The 22,736-nt window shown below is 71.7% G+C and carries 18 protein-coding genes; 8 read left to right on the top strand and 10 right to left on the bottom strand.

Annotated elements, in window-relative coordinates; translation table 11 throughout:
• Window positions 1-6: 6 nt before the first annotated feature.
• Window positions 7-447, top strand: a complete 441-nt coding sequence (locus tag OG552_RS14600; RefSeq protein WP_329132971.1) for a MarR family winged helix-turn-helix transcriptional regulator — start codon at window positions 7-9, stop codon at window positions 445-447.
• A 164-nt stretch (window positions 448-611) separates the two neighbouring features.
• The gene (locus OG552_RS14595) at window positions 612-2,129 is read left to right on the top strand and encodes an MFS transporter (RefSeq protein WP_329132969.1); all 1,518 of its coding nucleotides are present in this window, start codon (window positions 612-614) and stop codon (window positions 2,127-2,129) included.
• Window positions 2,130-2,352: 223 nt separating this feature from the next.
• Here OG552_RS14595 and OG552_RS14590 read toward each other — a convergent pair whose 3' ends face one another.
• Together OG552_RS14590 and OG552_RS14585 are read right to left on the bottom strand one after the other, a co-directional pair.
• Window positions 2,353-3,348 carry an aldo/keto reductase gene (locus tag OG552_RS14590; protein WP_329132967.1) on the bottom strand — a complete coding sequence of 332 codons (996 nt, stop codon included), beginning with the start codon at window positions 3,346-3,348 and terminating at the stop codon, window positions 2,353-2,355.
• Between the two features lie 48 nt (window positions 3,349-3,396).
• Window positions 3,397-4,077 (bottom strand): GDSL-type esterase/lipase family protein, encoded by a 681-nt coding sequence (locus tag OG552_RS14585; protein WP_329132965.1) that lies wholly within the window; start codon window positions 4,075-4,077, stop codon window positions 3,397-3,399.
• Window positions 4,078-4,124: 47 nt separating this feature from the next.
• Between OG552_RS14585 and OG552_RS14580 the strand changes: the two genes are divergently transcribed.
• Window positions 4,125-5,171, top strand: a complete 1,047-nt coding sequence (locus OG552_RS14580) for a hypothetical protein (protein ID WP_329132963.1) — start codon at window positions 4,125-4,127, stop codon at window positions 5,169-5,171.
• A 125-nt stretch (window positions 5,172-5,296) separates the two neighbouring features.
• Here the strand turns inward: OG552_RS14580 and serC are convergent, their stop codons facing one another.
• The gene (gene serC / locus OG552_RS14575) at window positions 5,297-6,415 is read right to left on the bottom strand and encodes a phosphoserine transaminase (protein WP_329132961.1); all 1,119 of its coding nucleotides are present in this window, start codon (window positions 6,413-6,415) and stop codon (window positions 5,297-5,299) included.
• Window positions 6,416-6,534: 119 nt separating this feature from the next.
• Window positions 6,535-7,635 carry a citrate synthase 2 gene (locus tag OG552_RS14570; protein WP_329132960.1) on the bottom strand — a complete coding sequence of 367 codons (1,101 nt, stop codon included), beginning with the start codon at window positions 7,633-7,635 and terminating at the stop codon, window positions 6,535-6,537.
• Between the two features lie 278 nt (window positions 7,636-7,913).
• Between OG552_RS14570 and pdxH the strand changes: the two genes are divergently transcribed.
• Together pdxH and OG552_RS14560 are read left to right on the top strand one after the other, a co-directional pair.
• Window positions 7,914-8,558, top strand: coding sequence for a pyridoxamine 5'-phosphate oxidase (gene pdxH / locus OG552_RS14565; RefSeq protein WP_329140821.1), 645 nt, complete (start codon window positions 7,914-7,916; stop codon window positions 8,556-8,558).
• A gap of 364 nt (window positions 8,559-8,922) precedes the next feature.
• On the top strand, window positions 8,923-10,296 hold the full coding sequence (locus tag OG552_RS14560) for a PAS domain-containing protein (RefSeq protein ID WP_329132959.1): 1,374 nt from the start codon (window positions 8,923-8,925) through the stop codon (window positions 10,294-10,296).
• 147 nt (window positions 10,297-10,443) lie between these two features.
• Here OG552_RS14560 and OG552_RS14555 read toward each other — a convergent pair whose 3' ends face one another.
• Entirely contained in the window at window positions 10,444-11,217 is a 774-nt protein-coding gene (locus tag OG552_RS14555) for an SIS domain-containing protein (RefSeq protein ID WP_329132958.1), read from the bottom strand.
• Window positions 11,218-11,341: 124 nt separating this feature from the next.
• Here OG552_RS14555 and OG552_RS14550 point away from each other — a divergent pair, with 124 nt between their 5' ends.
• Together OG552_RS14550 and OG552_RS14545 are read left to right on the top strand one after the other, a co-directional pair.
• Entirely contained in the window at window positions 11,342-12,034 is a 693-nt protein-coding gene (locus OG552_RS14550) for a metal-dependent transcriptional regulator (RefSeq protein ID WP_329132956.1), read from the top strand.
• Window positions 12,035-12,344: 310 nt separating this feature from the next.
• Window positions 12,345-13,373: an alpha/beta fold hydrolase gene (locus OG552_RS14545; RefSeq protein WP_329132954.1), complete on the top strand. Its 1,029-nt coding sequence runs from the start codon at window positions 12,345-12,347 to the stop codon at window positions 13,371-13,373.
• A gap of 94 nt (window positions 13,374-13,467) precedes the next feature.
• Here OG552_RS14545 and OG552_RS14540 read toward each other — a convergent pair whose 3' ends face one another.
• From OG552_RS14540 to OG552_RS14520, 5 genes are all read right to left on the bottom strand, one after another.
• Entirely contained in the window at window positions 13,468-14,181 is a 714-nt protein-coding gene (locus OG552_RS14540) for a hypothetical protein (RefSeq protein WP_329132953.1), read from the bottom strand.
• 9 nt (window positions 14,182-14,190) lie between these two features.
• On the bottom strand, window positions 14,191-15,075 hold the full coding sequence (locus OG552_RS14535; protein WP_329132951.1) for a hypothetical protein: 885 nt from the start codon (window positions 15,073-15,075) through the stop codon (window positions 14,191-14,193).
• Window positions 15,076-15,089: 14 nt separating this feature from the next.
• Window positions 15,090-16,430: a putative T7SS-secreted protein gene (locus tag OG552_RS14530; protein ID WP_329132949.1), complete on the bottom strand. Its 1,341-nt coding sequence runs from the start codon at window positions 16,428-16,430 to the stop codon at window positions 15,090-15,092.
• A gap of 5 nt (window positions 16,431-16,435) precedes the next feature.
• Window positions 16,436-16,732, bottom strand: a complete 297-nt coding sequence (locus OG552_RS14525; RefSeq protein ID WP_329132947.1) for a hypothetical protein — start codon at window positions 16,730-16,732, stop codon at window positions 16,436-16,438.
• A gap of 251 nt (window positions 16,733-16,983) precedes the next feature.
• Window positions 16,984-21,522: an FtsK/SpoIIIE domain-containing protein gene (locus OG552_RS14520; protein WP_329132945.1), complete on the bottom strand. Its 4,539-nt coding sequence runs from the start codon at window positions 21,520-21,522 to the stop codon at window positions 16,984-16,986.
• Window positions 21,523-22,024: 502 nt separating this feature from the next.
• Between OG552_RS14520 and OG552_RS14515 the strand changes: the two genes are divergently transcribed.
• Window positions 22,025-22,726, top strand: a complete 702-nt coding sequence (locus OG552_RS14515; protein ID WP_329132943.1) for a hypothetical protein — start codon at window positions 22,025-22,027, stop codon at window positions 22,724-22,726.
• Window positions 22,727-22,736 lie beyond the last annotated feature (10 nt).

Genomic DNA, 22,736 nt, shown 5'->3' with positions numbered 1-22,736 from the left:
AACCTAATGAACGTGACCCAACTGTCCGAGGACGACCGCGCAGCCGTGAACGAGCTGCGTGGCGCCGTGATGCGGCTCTCGCGCCGGCTGCGCAGCCAGCGCGTCGACGAGTCGCTCAGTCCGACCGAGATGGCGGTGCTGGCGACCCTGGCACGCTGCGGGTCGGCGACCCCGGGGGAACTGGCCCGCAAGGAGCACGTCCAGCCCCCGTCGATGACCCGGATCGTGGCGATGCTGGAGGCCAAGGGACTGGTCCGCCGGGAGCCGCACCCCGACGACCGCCGCCAGGTCGTGGTGAGCCGTACCGACGCCGCCGCCGCGATCCTCGAAGAGAGCCGCATCCGGTGGAACGCCTGGCTGGCCCAGCTGGCCGAAGGGCTGGACGACGACGAGCTGGCCGTACTGCGGCAGGCCGCTCCGGTCCTCGACAAACTGGCACACCTGTGAAAGCCGGGGCACTCGTGAGAACCGGCGCACTTGTGAGAACCGACCCGACGGCGCACCGGAACCGCTCCGCCGCCCGGCGGGCCCACCCGGCCCGGGGAAGCCGGCGCGGCTGACGGAAGAGACAGCGAAGACAGAGAAGACCGAGTACGGGAGGCGAGTACCGATTGAGTTCGGCAGCCGGAACAGACACCGCAACCGAACCTGAGGAAGCAGGAGAGCCCGCCGGGAAGACGGGCACCTTCAGCGCACTCAAAGTCCGCAACTACCGGCTCTTCGCGACCGGGGCCGTGATCTCCAACACCGGCACCTGGATGTCGCGGATCGCCCAGGACTGGCTGGTGCTCAGCATCACCGGTTCGTCCTTCGCGGTGGGCATCACCACCGCGCTGCAGTTCCTGCCGATGCTGCTCTTCGGCCTCTACGGCGGCGTCATCGCCGACCGCTACCCCAAGCGGCAGATCCTGCTGGTCACCCAGGCCGCCCTCGGCATCCTCGGCCTCACCCTCGCCGGACTGACCCTCGGCGGAATCGTCCAGGTCTGGCAGGTCTACACGATCGCCTTCCTGCTCGGCATGGTCACCGTGGTCGACAACCCCACCCGGCAGACCTTCGTGGTGGAGATGGTCGGCCCGAAGGTCATGCGCAACGCGGTCTCGCTCAACGCCGCGAACTTCCAGGCGGCCCGGCTGGTCGGGCCGGCCGTCGCCGGTGTGCTGATCACCGCCGTCGGCAGCGGCTGGGCGTTCCTGATCAACGGTGTGTCCTTCATCGCCCCGCTGGCCGGCCTGCTGCTGATGCGCACCGCCGAACTGCACAAGATCGAGCGGGCGCCGCGCGGCGGCAAGGGCCAGCTGCGCGAGGGCCTGCGGTACGTGGCGGGCAAGCCCGAACTCATCTGGCCGATCGTGCTGGTGGGCTTCGTCGGCACCTTCGGCTTCAACTTCCCGATCTGGCTCTCCGCCTTCGCCAACAAGGTCTTCGACAGCGGCGCCGGCACGTACGGCCTGCTCAACACGCTGATGGCGGCCGGTTCGCTGCTCGGCGCGCTGCTCGCGGCCCGCCGCACCCGGACCCGGCTGCGGATGCTGGTGGCCGCCGCGATGCTCTTCGGCGTCCTGGAGGCGCTGGCCTCCATCGCGCCCGCCTACTGGCTCTTCGCGGTGCTGCTGGTGCCGATAGGCGTCTTCGGCCTGACCTTCAACACCACCGCCAACGCCACCGTGCAGCTGGCCACCGAGCCGGTGATGCGCGGCCGGGTGATGAGCCTCTACATGATGGTTTTCGTCGGCGGCACCCCGATCGGCGGTCCGGTCATGGGCTGGGTCACCGACACCTACGGGGCCCGGATCGGCTTCCTGTCCGGCGGCCTGATCGCCGCCGCGGCCGCCGCCGGGGTCGGCCTGGTGCTCGCCCGCGCCGGAGGCCTGCGGATCCGGGTGAACCTGCGGCGCGAACGCGGCCCGCTGGTGGCCTTCGTACCCAGGGACGGCTCCCCTGAGGCGCTGGACGAGGCCGAGGCGGAGGAGCGGGCGGTGGAGGAGACGCCCGGCGCCCCCGGCGACGACACCTCCGCCGGGCATCGCGGGGACGACACCTCCGCCGAGCCCCGTGGGGAGGACACCTCCGCCGGGCCCCGCGGGGACGACACCGGCCGGAGCAAGACCCTCGCCCCGGCCCGGTGAGGAGCAGGGGCCGCCGGGGCCGGGAGGCCCGGGCGGCGGGGCCGCGGCGGACGGCGGCTAACCTCGGAGGGTGGACCCCAAGACCCGAACCCGTGTGATGACCGCCGCCTTCGTCCTGATGCTCGTCGTGGTGGTCGTCGCCGCCGCGGTCCGCTGAACCGCGGCGGCGCCACCGTGACTCCGGGCTCTCCGGGCTCTCCGGGCTCTCCGGGTCACCCCCGCCTTACCAGGCGAAGGCTTCCGGGGACGGGCCAGGACCCGGGAAGATCTCGTCCAGCGCGCCGAGGAACTCCGCGGAGAGCTTGAGGTCGATCGCCCGCAGCGCCGAGTCGAGCTGGTCCTGGGTACGCGGGCCGACGATCGGGCCGGTCACCCCCGGCCGGGTCAGCAGCCACGCCAGGCCCACATCACCGGGGTTCAGGCCGTGCTTGTCGCACAGGTCCTCGTACGCCTGGATCTGGGCGCGCTGCTCCTCGGACTTGAGCGAGTCCGCGGACCGGCCGCTGGTGGACCGTGAGCCGCCGCCCTCGCGCTGCTTGCGCAGCGCGCCGCCCAGCAGACCGCCGTGCAGCGGCGACCAGGGGATCACCCCGAGGCCGTACGCCTGCGCCGCCGGGATCACCTCCATCTCGGCCCGCCGCTCGGCGAGGTTGTACAGGCACTGCTCGCTGACCAGCCCGAGCGAACCGCGCCGGGCCGCCGCCTCGTTGGCCTGCGCGATGTGCCAGCCGGCGAAGTTGCTCGACCCGGCGTAGAGGATCTTGCCCTGCTGGACCAGGACGTCGATGGCCTGCCAGATCTCCTCCCACGGGGTGGCCCGGTCCACGTGGTGGAACTGGTAGACGTCGATGTAGTCGGTGCCCAGCCGCTTCAGGCTCGCCTCGACGGCCCGGCGGATGTTCACCGCGGAGAGCTTGTCGTGGTTCGGCCACGGGTTGTCGTCCGCGCCCATGTAGCCGTTGACCTTGGTGGCCAGGACGGTCTTGTCCCGGCGGTCACCGCCCTTCGCGAACCAGGTGCCGATGATCTCCTCGGTGCGGCCCTTGTTCTCGCCCCAGCCGTAGACGTTGGCGGTGTCGAAGTAGTTGACCCCCGCGGCCAGCGCCGCGTCCATGATCGAGTGGCTGTCGGCCTCGTCGGTCTGCGGACCGAAGTTCATGGTGCCGAGCACCAGGCGGCTGACCTTGAGACCGGTACGTCCGAGCTGTGTGTACTCCATGGTCCTCAGCCAAGCTCTTCGAGTGCGCTCCAATCAAGGGGCCGTCCGTCAGGCGGGCGCGTACGGTTCGCCGAGACCCCACGCCTGGTGCATCGCGTCCGCGAAGGCCGCCGCCAGCTTGTGCTCGCCCGCCGGGTTCGGGTGCGTGCCGTCGTAGGTGTCGAGCTGTATGTCGTAGCCGGCCGGGCGGGAGGCCATCAGCAGCGGCGAGGACGGCGAGTCCTGTTCGGCGACCACCTTCGCGATCCGCTCGTTGAGTTCGGCGCACTGGCCGGCGAAGTCCGGGTCCAGTTCGGCGCGCGTGTTCGCGATCACCGGCAGCAGCACCATCCGGATCCGCGGCCGGGCGGCCCGCGCCTCGGCGATGAACCTGGCCACGTTCGCCGCGGTCTGCTCGGCGTCGGTGTAGAAGCCCAGGTCGATCAGGCCCAGCGAGACCAGCAGCACATCCGGGCGGTGCTCGCGGACCGCCTCGCCGATCAGCGGCACCATGTGCAGCCAGCCCTCGCCCCAACCCGCCAGATGGCGGCGCGCGTTCGCCGGGAACCCCGGATCGGCGTAGTCCGCGGAGACCGCGTCGCCGGCCGCGGCGTCGTACAGCGTGCTGCGCGGACCCACCACCGTGAACGGCTCCCCGAGGCCGCACAGGTGCTGCCACATGCGGTAGCGCCAGGTGTAGTCACCGGCGGAACCGATGGTCATCGAATCGCCGACGAAGAGGTAACGCATGCCGGGCATCATCCCCGACCGGCGGCCGACCAGGGACACTGGGGGGCATGCGCGCCCTTCGTCCGACCCTTCCCCTGGCCGCCGCTGCCGCCTTCGCTCTGGTGGGCACGGCCGCCTGGCCCGCCGCCGCCGACAGCGGGCCCTCGGTCGCCTTCCGGATCAGCGACCCGCGGATCACCGAGTCCAGCGGCCTGGCCGCCAGCCGCCTGCACCCGGGCGTGTACTGGACGCACAACGACAGCGACGACGGCCCGTACGTCTACGCCATCGACTCCGCCACCGGCAGGACGGTGGCCAGGGTCACCATGCGCGGCATCAAAGCCCGCGACGTGGAGGCGATCTCGCTCGGCCCGGACGGTGACCTCTACGTCGGCGACATCGGCGACAACCTCAACGGCAGCTGGCCGGAGGTGTGGATCTACCGCTTCCCCGAGCCCCGGCAGCTGACCGACCAGACTGTGGACGTCACCCGCTTCACCGTCCGCTACGACGCCGGTCCGCGCAACGCCGAGGCGCTGATGGTCCAGCCCAGGACCGGCCGGGTCTACATCGCCAGCAAGAACGAGGACGGCGGCCACCTCTACGAGGGCCCCGCGAAGCTCGACCCCGACGGCGTCAACACCTTCCGCAGCATCGCGGACGTGCCCTGGGTGACCGACGGCTCCTTCTCGCCCGACGGCAGCCGGCTGGTGCTGCGCGGCTACTTCTGGTCCACCGACTACCGCTGGACCGCCGACCGCCCGCAGCAGATCGGCGGCCTGGACGTACCCATGCAGCAGCAGGGCGAGTCCGTCACGTATACGACGGACGGCCGGTCGCTGATGTACGGCAGCGAGGGCTCGGACAGCGAGGTGTGGAAGGAACCGCTCAGCGGCAAGGACCTGCCCGACAGCGTGGCCGCTGCCGCGAAGGCGCCGGGCGGGGACCCGGCGGGCGCCACCGGGAGCCCTTCGGGCGGGGCGAGCACGTCCACCGACGGGACGTCACAGGGCAAGGGCGGCAAGGCGCTGGGGATCGGCCTGCTGGTCCTGATCGGCGCGGTGGGGGTGGGGACCCGGAACTACTTCCGGCGGCAGCGGCAGCGGCGCCGGTAACGCCCGGGCGTTCGGCGCTGTCGCGGCGCACGACGGCGGCGGCCCGCTCGATGGAGCGGGCCGCCGCCGACTTCCGGGTCAGGGGCGCGGAAGGTCCGTCCGCGCGGGCCCTGGGGGGCCGGGGTTCAGAGCCGGCCGATGACGTAGTCGATGCTCGCGGTGAGCGCCTCGACGTCCGCCGGGTCGACGGCCGGGAACATCGCCACCCGCAGCTGGTTGCGGCCCAGCTTGCGGTACGGCTCGGTGTCCACGATGCCGTTGGCCCGCAGCACCTTGGCGACCGCGGCGGCGTCCACGCCGTCCTCGAAGTCGATGGTGCCGACGACCTGCGAGCGCTGCGCCGGGTCGGCCACGAACGGGGTCGCGTACGACGCCTTCTCGGCCCAGCTGTACAGCCGCGAGGAGGAGTCGCCGGTGCGCTTGACCGCCCAGTCGAGGGCGCCCTGGCCGTTGATCCACTCCAGCTGCTCGTTGAGCAGGAAGAGGGTGGCAAGCGCCGGGGTGTTGTACGTCTGGTTCTTCGAGGAGTTGTCGATCGCGGTCGGCAGGTCGAAGAACGCCGGGATGTGCCGGCCGGACGCGGCGACGGTGGCAGCCCGCTCCAGCGCCGCCGGGGAGAACGCGGCCAGCCACAGGCCGCCGTCGGCCGCGAAGGACTTCTGCGGCGCGAAGTAGTAGACGTCGGTCTCGGTGATGTCGACCGGCAGGCCGCCCGCGCCCGAGGTGGCGTCCACCAGGACCAGCGCGTCCGCGTCGGCGCCCGCGACCCGGCGGATCGGCATCGCGACACCGGTGGAGGTCTCGTTGTGGGTGAACGCGTAGACGTCCACGCCCGGTTCCGCGACCGGCTCCGGGTGGGTGCCCGGGTCGGACTTCACGACCGTCGGGTCGGCCAGCCACGGGGCCAGCTCCGCGGCCTTGGCGAACTTCGAGGAGAACTCACCGAAGGAGAGGTGCTCGGACTTCGCGGTGATCAGGCCGTGCGTGGCGATGTCCCAGAAGGCGGTGGAGCCGCCGTTGCCGAGCACCACCTCGTAGCCGTCGGGGAGGGAGAAGAGCTGCCGGATGCCCTCACGGACCTGCCCGACGAGGTTCTTCACCGGCGCCTGGCGGTGGGAGGTACCGAGCAGGGACGTCCCGGTGGCGGCGAGCGCGTCGAGCGCCTGCGTCCGCACCTTGGAGGGGCCCGACCCGAACCGTCCGTCGGCGGGCTTGATGTCAGCGGGAATCTGAATGTCGGCCACGCTGGCAGCGTAGTGCGTAACGGGAGGGTTTCGGTGAGTGTCCCATCCGGTGAGACAGGGCTGTCGGGAGCATGGCGGCGGCCCACCCACGGGTGCTCGGGCGGGCCGCCGCCGCGGCGTCAGTGCGCGATGCCCTCGTACCCCTCGACGTCCTGCGGGCCGCGGGTGCCGGGGCCGACGTACCGCGCGGACGGCCGCACCAGCCGGCCGGTGCGCTTCTGCTCCAGGATGTGCGCCGACCAGCCGGCGGTCCGCGCACAGGTGAACATCGACGTGAACATGTGCGCCGGCACCTCCGCGAAGTCCAGCATGATCGCGGCCCAGAACTCCACGTTGGTGGCCAGCACCCGGTCCGGGCGGCGCGCGTGCAGCTCGGCGAGCGCGGCCTTCTCCAGCGCCTCGGCGACCTCGTACCGCGGTGCGCCCAGCTCGCGGGCGGTACGGCGCAGCACCCTGGCCCGCGGGTCCTCGGCGCGGTAGACGCGGTGGCCGAAGCCCATCAGCCGCTCGCCCTTGTCGAGCGTCTTCTTCACGTACCCCTCGGCGTCACCGGTCCGCTCGATCTCCTCGATCATGCCGAGGACCCGCGACGGCGCCCCGCCGTGCAGCGGTCCCGACATCGCGCCCACCGCGCCGGACAGCGCCGCGGCGACGTCCGCGCCGGTCGAGGCGATGACCCGGGCGGTGAAGGTCGAGGCGTTCATGCCGTGCTCGGCGGCCGAGGTCCAGTACGCGTCCACCGCGGCCACGTGCTTGGGGTCGGGCTCACCGCGCCAGCGGATCATGAACCGCTCGGTGATGGACTGCGCCTTGTCGATCTCCCGCTGCGGCACCATCGGATGCCCCTGCCCGCGGGCCGACTGGGCGACGTACGACAGCGCCATCACGGCCGCGCGGGCGAGGTTGTCCCTGGCCTCGTCCGCGTCGATGTCCAGCAGGGGTTTCAGCCCCCACACCGGCGCCAGCATGGCCAGCGCGGACTGCACGTCGACCCGGATGTCGCCGGAGTGGACCGGGATCGGGAACGGCTCGGCCGGCGGCAGCCCCGGGTTGAACCTGCCGTCCACCAGCAGGCCCCACACGTGCCCGAAGCCGACATGGCCGACCAGGTCCTCGATGTCGACCCCGCGGTAGCGGAGCGAACCCCCCTCCTTGTCCGGCTCGGCGATCTCCGTCTCGAACGCGACGACTCCTTCGAGTCCCGGTACGAAATCGGACATGAGGCGGCTCCTCTGATGAGCATCGGAATTCTCTGTGGGGTCCGCTGCGCAGGTTTTGCCGTGCACGACGTCTCCGACAGGCAATTCTCCCGGCTGACGGGCCGGACGGTCAGGGTGAGATGCCGCACATCCGCCGGCCGGGCCCGCGGCGGGCCGCCGTCCTGGAAGATGTCCGGGTGCGAGACGTACGAGGACCACGAGAGCCACGAGAGCCCCGCGAACCACGCGAGCCCCACGAGGGGCGCGACGAGGCGGTGCGCGCCGACGACCCGGCCGCGATGCGCAAGCAGTACCAGGCCGCGGGGCTCGACGAGAGCGAGCTGGCGGGCGACCCCTACGAGCAGTTCGCCCGCTGGTTCACCGACGCCGTGCAGGCGACCGGCGGCGGAGCGCTCACCGAACCCAACGCGATGGTGGTCTCCACGGTGGGGCCGGACGGCGTGCCCAGCTCCCGCACGGTGCTGCTCAAGGGCTATGACCAGCGCGGCTTCGTCTTCTTCACCAACTACGGCTCCCGCAAAGGCCGCGAACTCGCCGCCAACCCCCGGGTCTCGCTGCTCTTCCCCTGGCATCCGATCGCCCGCCAGGTGATCGTGGCCGGCCGCGCCGAGCGGGTGCCGGCGCAGGAGACGGCGGCGTACTTCCACAGCAGGCCGCACGGTTCGCAGATCGGCGCCTGGGCGAGCGAGCAGTCGAGCGTGGTCGCTTCACGGGCCGGACTTGAGGAGGAGTACGCGCGGCTCGCGGCCCGCTGGCCGGAGGGGACGCAGGTGCCGGTGCCGCCGGACTGGGGCGGCTTCCGGGTGGTGGCGGCGAGCGTGGAGTTCTGGCAGGGGCGGGAGAACCGGCTGCACGACCGGCTGCGGTACGTGGCCGGGGGAGCGGGCGGTGACCCGTGGTCGGTGGAGCGGCTCGCGCCGTGACTCGCGGTGATCTGCCCGGGGGCGTTCTCGGGGAAGGCATCGCTGCTCCGGGGCCTGCCGCCGTATGACGTGCCGCAGAACGCGAACGACCCGCGGGCTGCTCCCCGGAGCCAGGTGGCTCCGAGCACCGGCCGGACAAGTCCGACGAGCCCGCGGGTCGGGTGAACTGCGTGGGATTGGCGAGCAACCTGCACGCCGAGTGCGCGGAGCTAGCCCGCAGTCACCTCACGTGTCCGAGTGCAACTCATGCTTCAGACCACCTCCCTTCGTGTGTATCCCCACCGTAAGAAGTGATCGGCGGATCGACAACCGATTTAGGCAAATCTCGTGTGACGCAGCCCACACCGAGGTTGAATGTTGAGACGTGCAGCCATTTGATGCGCAACCCAAGGGTGATGAGCAGCTGCTGGCAGCGCTGCTGGACGGCATGGAGGCGGGCCTGTGCGCCTTCGACCGGGACGGAGTGATCACCCACTGGAACGCGGAGGCGGTCCGCATCCTGGGCTGGCCACCCGAGGAGGCGGTCGGCCGGCGCGGGTTCGGCGGCTGGGCGGCGCGGGCCGCGGACTCCCGGGGGATCGACGCCCGGCTGATGGCGGCGATGGACGCGCCGGGCCGCCAGGTGCACGAGTTCGCGCTGCTGACCAAGGACGGGCGGCGGGTGCTGATCAGGGCGCAGGCCGCGGCGGTGGCCGGGGCGGACGGGCGGCCGGCCGGCGTCTACTGCGCCTTCTCCGAGGTCCACGCCCAGATCGACCTGGAACGGTCGATCGCGCTGAGCGAGTCGCTCTTCGCCGACGCCTCCTGGGGCGTGATGCTGATCGACGCCGATCTGCGGCCCGCGCTGGCCAACCGGCGGGCGGCCGAACTGCTCCACTCCGGCCGCGACGCGCTCCTCGGCCGGCCCCTCGGTGACCTGCTCGACCAGGGCGTCGAGGAACTGGAGAACGCGCTCCAGCACGTACTCGCCGAGGGCGTCTCACCGTCCGGCACCGAGGTCTGGATCAGCCTGCGCGGCGACGAGACCGGGGCCCGCTACTGCTGGCGCAGCGGTTTCGTGCTGCTCGGCTCGCCGCTCGGCGAGGAGCCGGTGCCGCTGGGCGTGGGCTGGCTCTTCACCGACGTCACCGCGCAGCGGACGCTGGAGCAGCAGAGCGCCCGGATACGTTTCCGGTACCAGCAGCTGCACCGCGCCGACCGGGCCGCCGCCGAGTGCGAGAACCCGCTGGAGGGGGCGGTGCTGCACCTCGACTTCGCGCTCGCCGGGTTCGCCGACCACGCGCTGGTCGACCTCGCGGACCCGGCCGGCCGGCTGATCCGGATCATCACCACCCCGGAGGGCGAGGCGCCGCTGGTCCTCCCCGTCGCAGGCAACGCGATCCCGGTGGGTTACGAGCCCGGGCACCCGGTGCTCCAGGCCGTGGAGCGGCTCGGCACCGTACGGACCAGCTTCGGCACCCCGGAGGTCGCCGAGCAGGCGCCCCGCGGCCGGACCGACGTCTGGGCGGCGGGCCGCCGCTGGCCCGCGGGGACGGAACACGGGCTGGCCACGGTGCTGCGCAGCCGCGGCCGCACGGTGGGAGCGCTCACCTTCCTCCGGGGCTCGGGGCGCCGGCTCTTCGACCGGGCGGACGCGGCGTACGCAGAGGACGTCGCGGCGCGGGTGGCGATGGCGCTGGACCTGGCGGGGCTCAGCGGGACGGAACCGGCCGCACCGCTCCCGCGGGGGGAGCGGTGAGGTGACGGGGCGGGGGGCTGGTTTTGGGGCGGGCCGGGGCTGGTTCAGCGGCGGGGCCCGCGGCGGGCGTGCCGCGAGCGTGCGGGCCGCCGGGGGCCTGGTTCAGCGGCGTGCGGGCGGTCGGTCAGCGGCGGCCGGGGGCCTGGTTCAGCGGCGTGCGGAGTGGCGGAAGAAGATCCGGTCCCGGTGCTCCTCGAAGACCCGCGCGTTCCACTCGTGGCCGCCGTCCACATTGCCGGAGCGGATCATCGGCGGGGTGATCCCGCGCGCGGCCAGCCCGGTCGCGGCCGTGGCGACGACCGCCTGCATGAGCGCGCTGGTGACCACCGTGGACGCCGGCCCGAACGGCGCCGGTATCGCGTCGTCGGTCAGCTCCGCGTCCCCCACCGCGATCTTGGAGTCCAGCACGATGTCGCAGCTGTCCTTGAGATACGCCCCCGAGGCGTGCCGGGACCGGGTCCCCCCGGCGTACGCGACCGAGGTCACCCCGATGACCGTCACCCCCATCGCGCGGGCGCGCACCGCCATGTCGACCGGCAGCGTGTTGCGTCCGGAGAGCGAGATGACGAAGAGCACGTCGCCGGCGCGCACCGGACTGGTCTCCAGCACCGCCTCGGCGAGACCTTCGACCCTTTCCAGCGCGCTGCCCAAAGTGGCCGGCACCACGTCCACGCCGGTCGTGCCCGGCACCGGCAGCAAGCTGACCAGGGCCAGGCCGCCCGCCCGGTAGACCACGTCCTGGGCCGGCAGCGACGAGTGGCCCGCGCCGAAGGTGAACACCCTGCCACCTGCGGCGATGGCATCCACCATGGCAGTGGCCGCCGCCTTGATCGCGGCCCCCTCCTCGTCCCGCACCCGGCGCAGCAGGGTGATGGCGGCGTCGAAATAACGGTCCGAAAGGTCCTCGGCGGGCTCACTCATGCGGATCACCGTGGTGCCCGCGCGCTACCGGTGTCAAGGCGGAGAATCACGCGCCGGGGCCGGTTGTCGGCGGGATGCGTCAGAATTGACTCAGGGCCACGCACGAAGAAACACGAGGGGCGCGATGTCCGGACTGATCGACACGACGGAGATGTATCTCCGCACCATCCTGGAGCTGGAAGAGGAGGGTGTGGTCCCCATGCGTGCCCGGATCGCGGAGCGGCTCGATCAGAGCGGCCCGACGGTCTCCCAGACGGTGGCACGTATGGAACGCGACGGGCTGCTGCACGTCGCCGGGGACCGGCATCTGGAACTGACCGATGAGGGCCGCCGCACGGCGACCCGCGTGATGCGCAAGCACCGCATCGCCGAGTGTCTCCTGGTCGACGTGATCGGCCTGGAGTGGGAGCAGGTGCACGCCGAGGCGTGCCGCTGGGAACACGTGATGAGCGAGGCGGTGGAGCGGCGCGTGCTGGCGCTGCTGGAGCACCCCACCGAGTCGCCGTACGGCAACCCCATCCCGGGGCTGGAGGAGCTGGGCGAGTCCGGTGCGGCCGATCCCTTCCTGGAAGAGGGGATGGTCAGCCTCACCGAGCTGCAGCCCGGCACCACCGCGGCGAGCGTGGTGGTGCGCAGGATCGGCGAGCCGATCCAGACCGACGCGCAGGTGATGTACACACTGCGGCGGGCCGGTGTGCAGCCGGGCGCCGTGATCAGTGTGACGAGCGCGGCGGGCGGCGTCATGGTCGGCAGCGGCGGTGAGGCCGCCGAGCTCGACTCCGAGATCGCCTCGCATGTGTTCGTCGCCAAGAGGTGATCACTTCCGCTCCACGACGTTGTCCGATGTGCTGTCCGTAACGGCAGGGCCCCGGCGCCGATGACGGCGCCGGGGCCTTTCCCTCCCTGTGCCCCTCCCCGGAACTCCCCTCGGAGGACTCAGGACCCCGAGCTTCCCGAGTACCTCCCCGCGACCCGCTTCCCCTTCGCGCCGCGTCCCGATCAAGTCCTCCCCTCGGCTCCGGCGGCCAATCCTTGAGGGTTGTCACTCGAACGAGGGGTGTTGGCCGCGCTGCCCGCTTGTTCGAATAAAAGTTCGATAGCGTGGGCCGGGAAAGGAGGTGCGGCACATGATCCAGCGGTACGAGGTGAAGGGCGCGGGCGGGGTTCGCCTCGCGGCCTGGGATTATGCGGCTCGCGCCGACCGGCCGGGGCGTCCCGGGCGTCCGGGTGCGGCGGGCCCCGTCGGCCCGGTGGGCCCGGTCGGCCCGTTGGGTGCGGTGGGTTCGTTGGGTGCGGTGGGCATGCCGGTGCCGGCTTCCGGCGGTGCGGTGCGGGGTGCGGCGGCGGCTTCCGGGCCGGCCGGCGGGCGCCCGGGGGTGCTGATGCTGCACGGGCTGCTGGGCCGCGCCTCGCACTGGGCGCCGACCGCCCGGCGGCTCGCCCCCCGGTACCGCGCCCTCGCCCTGGACCAGCGCGGCCACGGAGGGAGCGACAAGCCCGAGGGGCCGTACACCCCGGACGCGTACGCCGCCGACGCCATCGCCGCGATCGAGCAGCTGGACCTGGCCCCGGTCACCCTCATCGGTCACTCGATGGGCGCGCTCACCGCCTGGCAGTGCGCCGCGCGGCGGCCCGATCTGGTCACCGCGGTGGTCCTCTGCGACATGCGGGCCGCGGCCCTCGGCGAGGCGGACCAGCGTGCCTGGGCGGACTGGCTGGCGAGCTGGCCGGTGCCCTTCGCCACTCTCGGGGACGTGCGGCGCTGGTTCGCCGCCGAGGACTCCCGGGCAGCCGATCCGCCGGACCCGGTCCGGGGCGACTTCTTCGCCGAGGTGATGGCCGAGCACCACGACGGCTGGCGCCCGCTGCACGCCACCGAGCATCTGCTGCGCTCCCGCGAGCCCTGGACGGGCGACGCGCACTGGGACGAACTGGCGCAGGTCACCTGCCCGGCCCTGGTGGTGCGGGGCCCGGACGGCGAACTCGGCCGCGCGGAGGCGCAGGAGATGGTCCGCGTCCTCCCGCGCGGGCGGTACGCGGAGATAGCGGACGCCGGACATCTCGTCCCCTGGGACCAGCCAGAAGCCTGGTACACCACGGTGGAGAACTTCCTCCATGAGGCGTCGGCCGAGCGCCAGAGCCCCTGTTCGGCCTGAGGCCCCCGGCGGGGCCCCGGCGGGGTAGCGGCGAGCCGGTCGGGCCGCCCCTGCCGTCGCGCGCAGCCGTCCTCGGGTGCCCGCCGTCAGCCCCTCAGCCCGCGGGTGTCCCGTCCGGCGTTGTGGTGGCGGCCCCGGCCGGCCCGGTGAAGCTGACCGACCGCAGGATGGCGACCATCATGTCGCTGAACTCGCCCCAGTAGTCGACAGCGGCCGTGTCGAGCGTGAAGACCGCGGTGAAGGGGCCGGTGGGAAAGGGGACGTAGACCTGTATCTGACCGGTCATCAGCGTGGTCTCCTCGCCCGAGGCCGTCAGCTCACCGTCGAAGGTGACCTCGGTCATCGATACGCAGGAGACGGCCGGGCCGCACGGCAGGTCGATCCACCGGGCGTCGTTGTTCTCGTCCCGGACCAGGATCTCCCGTATGCCGGTCGCGGCCACCTCCACCGACGGGTGGTCCGACTCCACGGCGGCCACGGTGAAGGAGCAGTGCCCGACTCCGCCGTCATCGATCCGGAAGAGCCCCATCGCGGCGTAGGCGAGCCCGTTCCCGCTCATCTGCTCGGCGACCGCCGCGTAGTACGGAGCCGCCGGCGTCCACAGCGCTTCGTCGCCGCCCGGATACAGCTCCCGTACGAACTGCGCGGCGCCCGCGGCCCGTTCCCCGGCCGTGGCGGCGAGCGGAAGCGCGTAGAAGCTGCCGGGTACGGAGAACCAGAGCGGGGGGACGCCGTCGACGCGGCCGACGCTGAACACCTGGGTGTCCGGCGCCGCTCCGGCTCTGGTGTCGGTCTCGGGGGTGGTCACCTGGGCCGCCTAGTAGTCGTCGGGGTCGAAGCCGTTGGCGCCGTCGGTACCGATGACCACCGACTGCGTCCGGTGGCCGTCGCGCGCACCCGGCTCCGGCACGCGCTGCTGGACCAGCACATTGCCGCTGGGCAGCCGCACCAGGGAGGGCGGCTCGTCGCAGCCGGGCCACCTGGCCAGCCAGGTGTCGAAGGCCTTGCGCTGCGCCGGGGGGAGTGCGTCCGGCGCCAGCAGGACCGGCGCCTCGGACAGATGCAGGCGGAGCCCGGCGCCCACATCCGAGAGGTCGACCCGGACCCAGGAGCCGTCGCGGAACCAGATCCGTACGTCCCTCTCGTCACGGCTGAACCTCATCCGCTCGGCCCGGTCGATGAGATCCCGGGTGAGGACGAGCAGTTCCTCCGGAGCGCTCTCCTTGCCCGGGCCCTCCTGCAGCAGGACGATCCGGCGATCGGTGATCACCAGGTGGGTGGTGTGGTCCTTCGCGCGCCGGGCCGGGTCGAGCTGCCACGGCATGGTCCGGGCGATCGTGCCGGGGGCGGCCCACATGACCGGGAAGTCGTCGACCTCGTTCGCCGGCTCGGCGGGCTGCCCCAGGGTCTTGGCGTCGATCCCCGACGGCGTGCCCGCGAGGGCCTCCAGGGCCGCGCCGATCAGCGCCGGCACCCCCGTCCGCAGGAAGCGCCCGGCCCGCCGGGTGCCCTGCTGGCCGGGGGTGTGCACGGTGTACTCCGGGCCCTGTGGCCAGCCGGGCAACTCGTGCTGGATGTCGTTGCGTTCGGTGTCCCGGAACCAGCGGGACCCGGAGACGGGTACGGCCGCCCCGGTCGCGTACGAGATCCGCACCCGGTGCAGCGCTGTTTCGCCGGGTTCGGCAGGCCAGTGCGTGGTCACGGCGTCATCAACCCTCAGTTCGCGGTCGCTGCTTGGTGGAAGCGGTCACCGGGGTGGATCGCCTCGCCGATGTGCTGGGGAATGGAGAAGATCTTAGGGGCGCCCTTGACCGTGGCGTCGATCCCTCTGCCGAGATTGGTCAGCGGATTGATGGCGACCTTGCCGAAGGTGATCGCCTTCAGTCCCTTGGTCCCGAGCAGTTGTCCGGCGTGGTAGGTGGTGTTGGAGAGGTTGGCCATCCGGCTGGCAAGCCCACTGCCCTCCTTGGTGATCAACTCGAACTCGCGGGTGCCGAAGAGCGCGATGTTCTTGAAACGGAGGCCGCCGCTGAGCCCTTCGAGACCCTTCTCGCCCATCGCGAAGATCTGCCGGCCCTCAACGGCTTTCGACACGAAGCCCGCCCCGAACTCGGCGAGTTTGGCGTCCCTCGCCGCGGTGCCGACGACCTTGATGCCCTTGCCGAACATGCCGATGCCGGGAATCACGCCCAGTGCGTCCAGGCCCAATTGCATCCAGCTGACATCCGCCCCGGCGAGCTTCGCCAGTGAATGGGCGCCCAGCGCGAGCGCGCCGGTGATGAGTGCGGCCGTGCCGAAGATCGCGCCCAGCGGCTCGAAGGGGATGGTGATGATGGCCAGCACCGCCAGGATGCCGGTGAGGTCACTGAGCAGGTCCCCGATCAGCTTGATCAGGTCGGCGTGGTCCTGCACCCATTTCACGGTGTCGTTCCAGGCGCCTTCCACGCCGTGGACGATCCGGCTGAAGAGGCCCGGCTTGTCGGGCGCGATGTCGCCGGCCTTGTCGAGGTCGTGGCTTATGGCGCCGGCCGCGCCGGTGTAACGGGTGTGGAGTTCGTCGGCGCGGTGGCGGACGCCCTGGAGTGCGTTGTCGGCGTCGGTGACGGCCTGCTGCTTCTTCTTGGCTTCGGCGGCGGCCTGGGGGTCCGGGTCCGGGGACGCCTCGGGCGCGGGGTGCGGGACGCTGGTGTCGGTGGGCAGTCCGGCGGCCGTCCTGGCGTGGTCCAGGGCGCCCTGTTTGGTGGCCGCTTCGCGTTCCAGCGCGTCCGCCTCGGCCTGGAAGCCGTGCAGTTGGTCGGCCCAGCGGGCCAGGGCGCCGGAGGCGCGGCCGAAGGAGTCGTGGGCCTTCCTGATCAGCGGGGTGACGTCACTGTCGATGTGGGCGATGAACGCCTTGGCCGCCTCGCCCTTCCAGTAGCCGCTGTCGATGCGGTCCAGTTCGTTCACCGTGGTGGTGAGTTCGCTGTGCAGATCGCCGAGCCGGCGGGCCAGCGCGCGGGTGCGCTCGACGTCGCCGGGCGTGGGGTCGAAACCGAGGTGCGGGAAGCTGCGGGTCATCGCCGTTACTTCTTGCCGTCGGTCTTCAGCGAGTTGGCCAGTTGCAGATCCGCGTCGGAGAAGGTCTTTCCTATCTGGTCGATCATCTTGACGGCGGTGTCGGCGTGCTGGCCTATCTGGCCTATGCCGTAGTGCCAGTCGTCGGCGAAGTCGTGCACGTCGTCAATGAGCTGGGGGGCGCCGACCGCCTCGCCATTGGTGTTGCCCATCGACCGGCTGACGCCGTCCATACGGTCCGCGATGGTGGAGAACGTCTTGCGCAAATCCCCCATGACGGTGCCATTGAGTTGCAGATCCCCCATGATGAAGTGGTCCTTTCCCGGCATTCCTCAAGGAATCGGCCGGTCGCTTCGAACTCGTTCGCCTACTCTATTGGCCATATCCGTACCGTCCCTTGGGATGACCGTCACGGACTGATCTCGGGCGGCCGGCTCTCGGGCGGCCGGTCCTCGGGCGGTCGGTCCTCGGGCGGTCGGTCCTCGGGCGGTCGGTCCTCGGGCGGCCGGCTCTCTGGCGGTCGGTTCTCGGACGACCGACGCTCGGATGGTCGGTTCTAGACGGTCAGCGGGACGGTCACCGTCTTCGGTTCACCGTCCCCGAGGTGCAGCAGGGCCCGGCCGGGGGTGACCTGGCCGCCGACGGTGCTGCGGCTGAGCCGGGTGCCGATCAACTCGCCGCTCATCGTCTGCTGCGGGGAGAGCAGCACACCGCGCCGGGCCTTCTTGGCGTCCACCTGCCAGCCGGAGAAGCCGGAGCAGATGTCCTCCTCGCCGCCGGCCAGCACCAGCGCCCGGCCGCTGTCGGTGCCCCGGGAGATGATCTCCCGCAGGACGTCCTTGGCGTCGCAGTCGCGCAGCAGTTCGGCGTCGTCCACCAGCACCACCACCGGAGCGCTGGCCGCCTCCTCCAGCGCCTTGGTCAGCTCGTCGGCGGATATGTCGCTGTCGGTGAAGACCCGCAACACCCCCTCGGCTCCGGCCAGTTCGCGCATCGGCGAGGGGCGGGGCGCGGCCACCACCAGCTTCACGCCCTGCTGCTGGTAACTGCGGGCGAGGGTGAGCAGCAGCGTGGACCGCCCCGACTTGCCGGGTCCGCCGATCACGAACGCGGGCAGGCCGTCGGACAGGTCAGGGCCGTAACCGGTGAGCTCGTCGCCGCCGACGCCGACCAGCGACCACAGCGGGTTCCGCGCCGCGTCGGTGTCCCGCATGTCCCAGGCGTCCGCGAAGGAGAGCCGTGAGGGCAGCACATCGACCCGGAACGGCCGCCGGGAGCGCGGCAGTCCGGCGTCCCGCTCGGTGGCCGCGGCCCCGATCGCGGTCAGCGCCGCGGCCTGCCCCTGGCCGGTGACCTCGCCCTCCAGCAGCGCGACCTGCAACTCGATCCCGGACTCCGAGCGGTACGCCCGGCCGGGCTGGATCTCGTCGGGCACCTTGCGCGGGTTGACCGAGATCAGCGCGAAGTCCGAGCGGTCCGCCAGCCGGAAGGCGATCTTGTCCTCGGTGAGGGTGGAGATCCGGCCGGCCATCAGGGTGCGGTCACCGGTGATGATCAGGTGGATGCCGACCGAGGCGCCCTCCCGCAGGAAGGTGAAGAGCTCATCGGTGAGCGCTCCGTGGTCCAGCTCACCGAGCGAGGGCGTCCAGCCCTCCCAGCGGTCCAGCAGGATCACGATGTGCGGCAGCCGCTCCTCCTCGGTGGCGACCGCCGCCCGCTGCTCGCCGATGTCCGCGAAACCGTCGGCCGCCAGCAGTTCCTGACGCCGGGTCATCTCCGCCTTGAGCCGGCCGATCAGCCGGATCGCCCGCTCCGACTGCGAACGCCCCACCACGGCGCCGCAGTGCGGCAGCTTCGTCAGGGCGTTCAGCGCGCCGTTGCCGCAGTCGATGCCGTAGAGGTGGACGTCGGCGGTGGAGTGCGTCCGCGCCAGGGAACCGGCGATGGTGCGCAGCAGTTGGGAACGCCCGGAGCGCGGTGCCCCCGCGGCCAGCAGGTGCCCGAAACTGTGGAAGTCGACGGCCAGCGGCCGGCGGGCCTGCAGCGCCGGCAGGTCCTCGATGCCGAACGGTGAGGCTGCCAGCGTGCCGGCCGCCACCGGCACCGGCAGCTCGTCGAGCCGCAGCGCGTCGGGGAGCGCGGGCAGCCACGGGCTGTGCTGGGCGGGGATCGCCATCCGCTCGTTCGCCGCGCGGATCGCCTCGACCAGCACCTTGAGGTCGGTGATCTCGTCCTCTTCGCCCTTCGCACCGGCCGGCCGCTGCGGGGCGGTGCGGCCCAGCTGCGCCCAGTCCACGACGCTCACCCATGGGGCCACCGAGACGTTCTCCACCGCGCCGGGGCGCCGCCCGCCGACCCGGCCGGACTGGAACGGCACCAGCGAGGTGGCGCCCAGCCGCACATAGGCACGGCCCGGGGTGGACTTGGAGATGTTGCCGGCGTCGGGGGCGTCGATGACGTCGGAGGACTCGCTGCCGTCGGTGACCCGCAGCGCTATCCGCAGGTTGGTGTTGGCGCGGATCTCCGGCGAGACGACCCCGCTGGGCCGCTGGGTGGCCAGGATCAGGTGGATGCCCAGGGAACGGCCCCGCTGGGCGATGTTCACCAGACCGGTGACGAAGTCCGGCAGGTCACGGACCATCGAGGCGAACTCGTCGATCACGATGAGCAGCCGCGGCATCGGCGTCAGCTGCGGCTGGCGCTTCAGCAGATCGGTGTAGTCCTCGATGTCCTTGGCGCCGGCCCCGGCCAGGATGTGCTCGCGCCGCTTCAGCTCGGCGCCCAGGGACTCCAGCGCCCGCTCCACCAGGTGGGCGTCGAGGTCGGTGACCATGCCGACGGTGTGCGGCAGTTGGACACAGTCCTTGAACGCGGAACCGCCCTTGTAGTCGACGAGGACGAAGGTCATCGCCTCCGGGGTGTTGGCCACCGCCAGCGAGGCCACGATGGTCTGCAGCAGTTCCGACTTTCCGGAACCGGTGGTGCCGGCGATCAGGCCGTGCGGCCCGTCCTTGCGGATGTCGATCGCGAACGGTCCGTCGAAGGACTCACCGACCACCGCCTGGGTGGAGATCGGACTCAGCCGCCAGCGGGCGGCGATCGCGTCCGCGGTGGGCGGTTCGAGTTCCAGCACGTCCAGCAGCCGGCTCGCCGACGGGATCGAGGAGTCCTCGGCGTCACCGCTGATGTCGCGGATGGGGGAGAGGCAGCGGGCCAGCCGGGCGCACCAGGCGGGCGAGACCAGATCGGGCCGCACCTTGCGGATGCGGGCCGCGCCGGCCTGCTCCACCCGCAGCCGGAAGGAGCCGTACGCGGGTTCCACCGCGGTGGCCTGGGCCTGCCGGGCGTCGGCATACCACGCGTTGTGGGAGGGGAAGCCGCCCTGCGGGAAACCGGCGCCGATCCGCTGCTCCGGCACCGAGGCGACCTGTGCGGCCTCGGCGGCGGCCTCGAACTCGGCGATCACCACGGCCTGGCACTCGCCGGGCAGGAACCGCTCCTCGGCGTCGAGGCAGATCATGAACATCCCCACGCCGGGGCCGTCGCGCAGCAGTTGGACCACGCCGGGCATCGCCCGCAGCCGCCGCGAGCCGTCCAGGACGACCACGATGTCCGCATCCTTGAAGAAAGCCGCCTGGTTGGCGGCGCTGCCCGCCTTCATCTTGGCCTTGAGCCGGCCGTCGAGGATCGTCCCCAACTCGGCGATGCGGGCCGCGACCGTCTCGGCGTCGGTGCCCATCAGCGCCGACGCGTTCTGACCCTCGGTCGGCCGGGCGTGCGGCAGCCACCGCACCCAGTCCCAGCTCTCGCGCCCCGACTGGTCGGTGAGCACGTAGAACTGCACGTCCATCGGGCTGCTCAGGGTGGCCGCCTGCGCCACTGCCCAACGGCCCATCGCCCGGGCGCCGTCGCCCGGCGCCGCGAATCCGATCACGCCGAGCCGGCGCAACTCGACCGCGACCGGGGCGTCGTCGATCTCCCAGGTCACCCTGCGGCGGTGCTCCTCCTGCTCCGGGTCGTCGAGCACCACTTCGGAGGGCAGCTTCGCGGTGCCGACCCGGATCAGCAGGTGGTCCGGGTCACCGCGCCGCCGCTCCCACAGCCTGGTGCGCGGGCCGGTCGCGGTGTTGAGCACGGTGGCCGGGTCGGGCGAGGCCGCCGCGCGGTCCTTCCGCTCGGCGTCCAGCGCGTTCTGAGCGTCCTTCTCGATGCCCTCTTTGCGGTCGCGGTACTCGGTGACCGTCTTCGCGTAGGACTTGCGGCCGTTCTTCTTGTCCATGAAGTAGTTGCCGACCATGACCACGGGGCTGACCACCGCCATGATCAGGTACATCATGCGGTGCATCATGAACGCCATGCTGACCGCCATGACCAGCGGCATGAGCGCCATCAGCCACGGCAGCGGCCGGGCGGTGGGCTCCTTCGGCCGGCTCGGCAGCCGGAAGAGCGTGGTCCGCTCCGGCGGGGAGAGCCGTGGCGGCCGGTTGTACTCGTACGTCGCGCCGTCCTCGCCCGGGTGCAGCGCCGCGTTCGGCGGGATATAGGGGCCGAGCTCCAGCAGGGTGTTGCCGAGGGAGAGCTGACCGCCCAGCGGCCACTGCTTGGTCTCGCCGCCGACTGTGACCTGGCAGGTGCCGCCCATCCCGACCGTCAGCACCGCGGCGCGGTCGGCGAGTTCGGAGTCGTCGATCCGCACCCGGGCCGCCGCTCCGCGCCCGATCTCCACCTTGCCGATACCGAGCCGGTGCACCGCGCCCGCGTCGGGGCCGCCCGCCACCCGCAACTCGACCACACCGGCCGGCTCGCCGGGAAGACACCCCGCCGGGTCGTACAGACTCACCACCGCGCCCTCGCGCAGCGGGGACTGGGCCATCGACCAGCCGGGATCCACCGCGTAACCGTCCACGTAGACCGCGGGCGCGCCGGGCGAGCGGGAGGCGCCGCCGGCGATCGAGATGATCTCCGCTCCACCCCCGCCGACTTTCCGTCCCAGCTCACGCGCGACATCCGCGACGGTCGACGCGGGATCGGCGTCGACCACGACATCGGCGCGGTCCCCGCCGAGCGGGTCGACCACGGTCAACGAAAGACGCACGGCAGCCTCATTCCCCCGGATTCGACTTGGTTCTTCAAGGAAGATAACCGCTGCGAGGCCCGCGTGGCATGACAGGTGCATTGCCTGTGGACAACCCGCAACGGTTTATCCACAGGCTGGAATCCGGGCTGGACACGGGACAGGTACGCAGTGGCAGAGTGGACTCAAGCCGGACCGAAGAGGGGTGGACAGAACGGGGGTTGCCCCGTGCGTGCCCGAGCGTGGGCATGTCACGGCGGCCGTTCCGTTTCGTTGCAAAGCTGTGAGTCTGTCGCCGTGGGATGCGCCTTGAGGCTATTTGTGAGGCGCTGATAGCGTGCGGTGACTTGACATCGGCTTGCGGGCAGTCGCCGGACGGGAGCGCGACTGCCTCTCCCCATGCAACCGATAGCGATCGACACGCCGGCTCGACGGGGGCAGTGACGTGAGGACCAGGGAACGATCCGCCACGGGCGGCGGCAGCGGCCGTCAGTCCGTTCCGGCGCCTTCACTCGGGGCGCCGATGGGCGGAGAGCGGCTGCCGTCGCCACCGCGGGAACGCAAACCCGCGCTCGCCGCGCTCGCCGTACTGCTCATCCTGGTGGGCGCGCTCGGCGCGACCTTGATGGTGATGCGCGCGGGGGACAAGGTCTCCGTCGTGGAGGTCGTCGCGCCGGTCGCGGCCGGGAACAAGATTCCCGAGGGGGCCCTGCGCGAAGTCATGGTCTCGGACGTCTCCGACGGCTCCACCAAGCTGAAGCTCATCAGGTGGGGGCAGCGCCGCGACCTCATCAACAACTACCGGGCCAAGACGAACATCTACGAGGGTTCGATCCTCACCGAGTCGATGATCACGCCGAAGGACGAGGTCCTCACGGCGGGCAAGTCGCTGGTCGGCATCTCCCTGAAAGAGGGGCAGTTCCCCAGCACCCTGGAGAACGGTGATGTCGTCGCCGCCTACCGCGTGGGCAATGACGCCGCCAACTCCCAGAGCGGCAGCTCCGGTTCGGGCAGCAGCGGCAGTGGGGACGCCGCCACGGGCTCGGACAACACCCTCATCGCCGGCCACCTGATCGTCCGGGATCTGACCGCTTCCTCCAACGGCCTCGGCGACGGCGGCATCTCCGTCACCGTCGTGGTCGACACCGCGGACGCCGGGAAGCTGGCGATCGCCGCATCGGCCAATGAAGTCTCGCTGGTCCTCGTTCCCCGCACCAGCGACTGAGCGAGCGAAG

It is taken from the genome of Streptomyces sp. NBC_01476 (genome assembly GCF_036227265.1).
In the GTDB taxonomy this organism is placed as follows: domain Bacteria; phylum Actinomycetota; class Actinomycetes; order Streptomycetales; family Streptomycetaceae; genus Actinacidiphila.
Note: the sequence above shows the minus strand (reverse complement) of the source record. Positions and strands in the feature narration are given on the sequence as shown.

Bases quoted from the DNA above. Each gene is read 5' to 3' on its own strand.
- OG552_RS14600 (WP_329132971.1), top strand. From the start codon at position 7: ATGAACGTGACCCAACTGTCCGAGGACGACCGCGCAGCCGTGAACGAG.
- OG552_RS14590 (WP_329132967.1), bottom strand. From the start codon at position 3,348: ATGGAGTACACACAGCTCGGACGTACCGGTCTCAAGGTCAGCCGCCTG.
- OG552_RS14585 (WP_329132965.1), bottom strand. From the start codon at position 4,077: ATGCGTTACCTCTTCGTCGGCGATTCGATGACCATCGGTTCCGCCGGT.
- OG552_RS14580 (WP_329132963.1), top strand. From the start codon at position 4,125: ATGCGCGCCCTTCGTCCGACCCTTCCCCTGGCCGCCGCTGCCGCCTTC.
- OG552_RS14570 (WP_329132960.1), bottom strand. From the start codon at position 7,635: ATGTCCGATTTCGTACCGGGACTCGAAGGAGTCGTCGCGTTCGAGACG.
- pdxH (WP_329140821.1), top strand. From the start codon at position 7,914: ATGCGCAAGCAGTACCAGGCCGCGGGGCTCGACGAGAGCGAGCTGGCG.
- OG552_RS14555 (WP_329132958.1), bottom strand. From the start codon at position 11,217: ATGAGTGAGCCCGCCGAGGACCTTTCGGACCGTTATTTCGACGCCGCC.
- OG552_RS14550 (WP_329132956.1), top strand. From the start codon at position 11,342: ATGTCCGGACTGATCGACACGACGGAGATGTATCTCCGCACCATCCTG.
- OG552_RS14545 (WP_329132954.1), top strand. From the start codon at position 12,345: ATGATCCAGCGGTACGAGGTGAAGGGCGCGGGCGGGGTTCGCCTCGCG.
- OG552_RS14530 (WP_329132949.1), bottom strand. From the start codon at position 16,430: ATGACCCGCAGCTTCCCGCACCTCGGTTTCGACCCCACGCCCGGCGAC.
- OG552_RS14525 (WP_329132947.1), bottom strand. From the start codon at position 16,732: ATGGGGGATCTGCAACTCAATGGCACCGTCATGGGGGATTTGCGCAAG.
- OG552_RS14515 (WP_329132943.1), top strand. From the start codon at position 22,025: ATGGGCGGAGAGCGGCTGCCGTCGCCACCGCGGGAACGCAAACCCGCG.